The sequence below is a fragment of the uncultured Pseudoflavonifractor sp. genome (genome assembly GCA_904419835.1).
Lineage (GTDB): Bacteria > Bacillota > Clostridia > Oscillospirales > Oscillospiraceae > Pseudoflavonifractor.
This window is the reverse complement of record CAJFTA010000088.1, coordinates 1-5,309: the sequence shown is the minus strand read 5'-3', so window position 1 is coordinate 5,309 and position 5,309 is coordinate 1. Positions and strand designations below refer to the sequence as shown.

Below are 5,309 nucleotides of genomic sequence, written 5' to 3'. Positions count from 1 at the left end.
TGGAATCGAATGCCCCGGAAGCCTTGCTGTGCAAGGCTTCCGGGGAGCGGAGCGAGGACTTTTGCGCCGCTGTGCGGCGCGAAAGTAACGGCATTTTTGCAGGCTGTCGAAAAAGTCCAGGGACTTTTTCGACAGCCTGCAGCGCCCCGCCGGGTACCCGGCGGGGCGCTGATACGCTTCTCTATGGGGTAATCGGGATACCTCAGGCAGCCTTGTCAGCAGCCGCAGTGCCGCTCAGGGTGGCATTGAAGTAATCGGCGGTAGCGGCAATGGCCTGATTGACGGCGGTATAGTCGCCGGTGAACATGTTGAAGGTGTGGTCGCAGTTCTCGATGATCAGGTTCTCGGACGCCTCGTTCTGGGCGGCGTCCACCACAGTCTTGCCGCTGGCAGGGTCCACCACGGTGTCAGCCGCGCCATTGATGGTGAGGATGGGGGCCTCGATGGTCTTGGTCTCCTCCAGGACGTCGGTCTCCTTCACGTCCTTGAACCACTGGAAGCCGGTGGGCAGGGCGGTGCGCCAGTCAAACTCCATGGTAAAGGAGCCGTTCTCCTCGGCCTCGGCATAGGCGGCGTCAAAGTCCTCAAACATGGTGGTCAGGTCCAGCGCGCCGGCCCAGGTGACCACGCTCTTGAAGGTCTCAGGGTAGGCGGCGGCGGCCAGGAAGGCGTTGGTGCCGCCCTGGCTCCAGCCCATGACGCCCAGCTTGTCGCCGTCCACGACCTCCAGGCCGGCCAGGTAGTCGGCGGCGGCCTTGGCGTCGATGTTGGCGGAGGTGTAGCTGTAATTCACGTACAGCTCCTCAGTACCCTCGTCGATGCCCTGGAAGTTGAAGCGGATGGTGGCCAGGCCCTGGGCGGCCATCTCGGCGGCGGCCATGTCATAGGCGCCGTTGACCTCGTGCATGTTGGAGCCGGTGCCGTGGAGCATCACCACGCCGGGGACTTTGGCGTCCTTGGTGGCGGAGGTGGGCACGGTAACAATGGCGGTCATGGTGTGAGCGGGCACGCCGTCCTGGGCGGCCACCTCAATGGAGACGGTCTCCTCGGTGTAGGCGGGGGTGAGCGCGGAGATGTTCAGCAGGATCTGGGCCAGCTCGGAGCGGACGGCGGTGCCGGCGGGGTTGAGCCGGTTGTTGGAGCCCTTCAGGATGCCCAGGGACACGGCGGTCTCCATGGACTCAGAGGCCCAGCCGGGGATCACGCCGGCGTCGGCATAGGTGCTCAGGTCCACGTCCTCAGTGGGCACGATGTTCTTGGAAGCGGTGTAGTCGGCAAAGACCTTGGCCAGCTCCTGGCGGGTGATGGCGGCGTCGCCGTTAAAGAGGCCGGTGCCGGTGCCGGAGGTCAGGCCCTCGTCCTCGGCCCAGGCGGCGGCGTCGGCGTACCACTTGCCGGCCACGTCGGTGAAGGAGGCGGCCTCAGTCACGGCGGGCTTGCCGGCCATGTTGTACAGAGTCTGGAACACGGTGCCGCGGGTGACGGTGCCATTGGGCTCAAAGCCCTTGCCGGTGCCGTTCATAATGCCGTTGCTCAGCACATAGAAAACGGCCTCATAATACCAGGTGCCGGAGATGACATCGTCGGGCAGGTTGATAATGCTGATGCGCCCGGCGGGCTCACCGTACTGCTCGGCGGTAATCTTGCCGCCCAGCTCCTCGGTGGTGTAGTTGATGAGGGCGTCCTCCAGAGCCACGCCCACGTCCTTCCAGCCGCCGGCAGCGGCAAAGACGCCGTAGGTGTCGCCGCCCTTGGCGGTGAAGTCGTTGGTGGCGATGGTGTAGGTGGCCTCAGCGTCGAAGGGCTGGCCGTTGACAGAGGTAATGGTCACGCGGCTGCCGGGGTTGGCAGGGGCGTAATAAGTGGAGTTGGGATACTGCGCGCCGTTCTCATAGGCCACATCGGCGTTGATGGTGAACTCGATGCCGGAGACCTGGGGGAAGGCGCCGATGGCATCGGGGGTGGTGCAGGTGGCGGCCTCAAGAGCCTCCAGCAGCTGGGCGCCGGTCACATCAATGGTGGCCACGGTGTTGCCGAAGGGGAACACCGCCAGCAGGTCCAGCTTGGAGATGTCGCCCTTGCCGATGGTCTCGCGGATACCGCCGCCGTTGGTGAGGGCGGCGTCCACGTTCTCCTCGCCCAAGGTCTTGCGGGCCTGCCAGAGGATGGCGTCGGCGGCAAAGTCGCCCAGGTTGGTCTCGGCGGTGCGGACGCCCACGCCGTCGGGGAAGGTGACCTCGGCCTTCGTGTTGGTGGCAGTGGCGGCGCCGCCGGAGCGGGAGCCGTTCAGATCCACTTCGGTCTCGGCGATCTTAATGCCGTACTCCTCTTCAACGGCGGCATTGCGGTCGCTGACCAGCTTGGCCACATCGGCGTCGGTCTTGGTGTAGGAGGCGGCGGAAACCAGGCTGTCCTCCAGGGTGTTGGCGGTCTTGTCGTACACCACAACGCCCACGTTGGCCAGGGCGGTGCCGGTGGAGACGATCTTGGTGCCGTTGACCACATTGCTGTCGGTGCCGGTGGCGGCGGTGATGTCGCCGGTGGTGGAGTGGCTGTGGCCGTCGATGAACAGGTCAATGCCGTCCACGTTCTGGCACACGTCGATGGAGCGGTTGCCGATGCTCTCGTCGGCAACACCCAGGTGGCCCAGGCAGACAATCAGGTCCGCGCCGGCAGCCTCCAGTTCGTCCACCTGCGCCTGCGCGCAGGCGTACAGCTCCTCCCGCTCGGGGAAGACGATGTTGGGCATCTTGGAGGCGTCAGCCTTGGTGCGGGTCTCGGGGGTGGCCAGACCAAACACGCCCACCTTCACGCCGTCCAGATCGTAGATCTTGTTGGCGGGGAACACGGTGCTGTTGGTGGTCTCATCGGTCATGTCGGCGCAGAGGATGTCAAACTCGGCGTCCTCGGCCAGGGACTTCAGGTTGTCGATGCCGAAGTCCAGCTCGTGATTGCCCACGGTCATGGCATCGTACCCGGCGGCGTTCATGAACTCAATGGCGCTCTTGCCCTCGTCGGCGCTGACCAGAGGCTTGCCCATGATGGAGTCGCCGGCGGAGAGCAGGAGGACCTGGGCGCCGGCGGCCTCAAAGTCCTTTTTCAGCTGGGCCACACCGGCCATGCCGATGGACTCGCCTTCCACGGCCATGTCGGCGCCGTGGGTGTCGTTGGTGTGAAGAATGACAACTTTTCCGTCTACATCGGGAATCTCATAGGGCGTGACAGTGTCCTCCTCAGCCATGGCAGGTACGAACAGAGAGCATACCATTGCCAGCGTCAGGAGAAGGGACAGGAACTTACTTGTGCGCTTCATGTAAGACATTCCACCTTTCATTCCTTTTCAGGAAAGGATGCGGAATTTCGCCCCTCCGGTTTGCTCTGGCCGCGCCTCCGGCGAGCCCCCCTGCTCAGCCGGAAACCGCGATTCCGGGGTCAAATCCGGATCCAGGCTTTTCCGCCGCCTTTTCTTAGGACATGTTAATAGTAACAAAGTGGTGACAAAAATACAAGCCGATTTACAAGATTTTTATTTTCTGCGCTGCCCTGCCAGCGCGGCATTTTTCTTCCCGGAGGGGCAAAAAAAGCCCCGGAATTCCAATTCCGGGGCTTTTTAAAGCATAATTTCACTTTTTTACTTGGTAACCCAGGTGCCCGTGGCCTCGCACTTGAGGTAGGCGTTGATAAAGCCGTCGATGTCGCCGTCCATCACGCCGTTTACGTTGCTGGTCTCATAGCCGGAGCGGTTGTCCTTCACCAGCTGGTAGGGCATGAACACATAGGAGCGGATCTGGCTGCCCCACTCGATCTTCAGCTGCACGCCCTTGATGTCGGAGATCTTCTCGGCGTGCTGCTGCATCTTCAGCTCCACCAGCTTGGCCCGCAGCATGCGCAGGCAGGTGTCCTTGTTCTGGAACTGGCTGCGCTCGGTCTGGCAGGAGACCACAATACCGGTGGCGTGGTGGATCAGGCGGACGGCGGAGGAGGTCTTGTTGATGTGCTGGCCGCCGGCGCCGGAGGAGCGGAACACCTGCATCTCGTAGTCTTCGGGGCGGATCTCCACATCCGCGTCCTCGGGCAGGTCGGGCATGACCTCCACGGCGGCAAAAGAGGTCTGCCGCCGGGCATTGGCGTCAAAGGGGGAGACGCGGACCAGACGGTGGACGCCGTGCTCGCTGCGGAGGTGGCCATAGGCGTTCTCGCCCTGGATCATCACGGTGGCGGACTTGATGCCCGCCTCTTCGCCGTCCTGATAGTCCACCACCTGGTACGCAAAGTCGTGGCGCTCGGCCCAGCGGGTGTACATCCGCAGCAGCATCTGGGCCCAGTCCTGGGCCTCGGTGCCGCCGGCGCCGGCGTGGATGGCCAGCACCACGTTGTTGTCGTCGTACTCGCCGGTAAACAGGGTGGACAGCCTGGCCTCCTCCATGTCGGCGGCCAGCTTGTTGAAGCCCTCCTCCAGCTCGGGGATCAGGGACTCGTCCTCCTCCTCGTTGCCCATCTCGCACAGGGTCAGCAGGTCCTCCCACTCCCCCAGGCGCTTCTTCTGGCCGTCCACCTTGTGGTGGAGCTGCTTGATGCGCTGCTGAATCTTCTGCGCCTTCTCCAGGTTGTTCCAAAAGCCGTCCGAGGCGCTCTCAGACTCCAGCATGTCCAGCTCCCGCTCCGCGGCCTCCAGGCCAAGGGCCTGCCCCAGGTCGTCCAGCTCGGGCTTCAGGTTATTGAGCTTTACCTTGTACTCATCAAATTGAAGCATGAGTGCCTCCTATCATTGTCTCGCATAAAGCTTCATGCGCCCCAAGCGCATGAGGTTTTTGCGCATGCGGGCCGTCCCGGCCCGCATGCGGTTGATTCCATGGCCGTGCCGCTGAAAGCGGCACATGGCCAATTTGCTATGCTTTTGCATAGCAAATCAGCTCCCTGACCTTTAAGGTCAGGGAGCCTTTTCTGGTTGCGGGGAGAGGATTTGAACCTCTGACCTCCGGGTTATGAGCCCGACGAGCTACCAAGCTGCTCTACCCCGCGATATTGGTGCCGGAGACCGGGGTCGAACCGGCACGGGATTCCTCCCACGGGATTTTAAGTCCCGGGCGTCTGCCAATTCCGCCACTCCGGCATTTACGATCCAGTTCTCCGTCCTTTTAGGTGCTTATTAAGAATACCATACACAAGACGCTTTGTCAATCCAAAATTTAAATTTTCTTTCTGTCCTCTTGTAGGAGTACAATACATGTTGGACAAATGAATAAAAAAGGATGAAGGATACGGCCTCATCGGTTATAGTTGGAGTTGCAGACAACAACTGTACGAGA

At 62.1% G+C, this 5,309-nt stretch carries 2 protein-coding genes and 2 tRNA genes; all 4 read right to left on the bottom strand.

Annotated elements, in window-relative coordinates; all coding sequences use genetic code 11:
• Nucleotides 1–202: 202 nt before the first annotated feature.
• The 4 genes from QZY67_RS11430 to QZY67_RS11415 all read right to left on the bottom strand — a co-directional run bounded on the left by QZY67_RS11430 (nucleotide 203) and on the right by QZY67_RS11415 (nucleotide 5,113).
• Nucleotides 203–3,322 carry an alpha/beta fold hydrolase gene (locus QZY67_RS11430; protein WP_295370428.1) on the bottom strand — a complete coding sequence of 1,040 codons (3,120 nt, stop codon included), beginning with the start codon at nucleotides 3,320–3,322 and terminating at the stop codon, nucleotides 203–205.
• Nucleotides 3,323–3,631: 309 nt separating this feature from the next.
• Complete coding sequence (gene prfB / locus QZY67_RS11425) at nucleotides 3,632–4,753, bottom strand: peptide chain release factor 2 (protein WP_295370426.1); 1,122 nt, start codon at nucleotides 4,751–4,753, stop codon at nucleotides 3,632–3,634.
• Between the two features lie 192 nt (nucleotides 4,754–4,945).
• Nucleotides 4,946–5,022, bottom strand: a tRNA-Met gene (locus QZY67_RS11420).
• A gap of 4 nt (nucleotides 5,023–5,026) precedes the next feature.
• A tRNA-Leu gene (locus tag QZY67_RS11415) sits at nucleotides 5,027–5,113 on the bottom strand.
• Nucleotides 5,114–5,309 lie beyond the last annotated feature (196 nt).

What these genes read in the sequence shown, in the direction of transcription:
- QZY67_RS11430 (WP_295370428.1), bottom strand. Translation starts at nt 3,322, where the DNA reads ATGTCTTACATGAAGCGCACAAGTAAGTTCCTGTCCCTTCTCCTGACG.
- prfB (WP_295370426.1), bottom strand. Translation starts at nt 4,753, where the DNA reads ATGCTTCAATTTGATGAGTACAAGGTAAAGCTCAATAACCTGAAGCCC.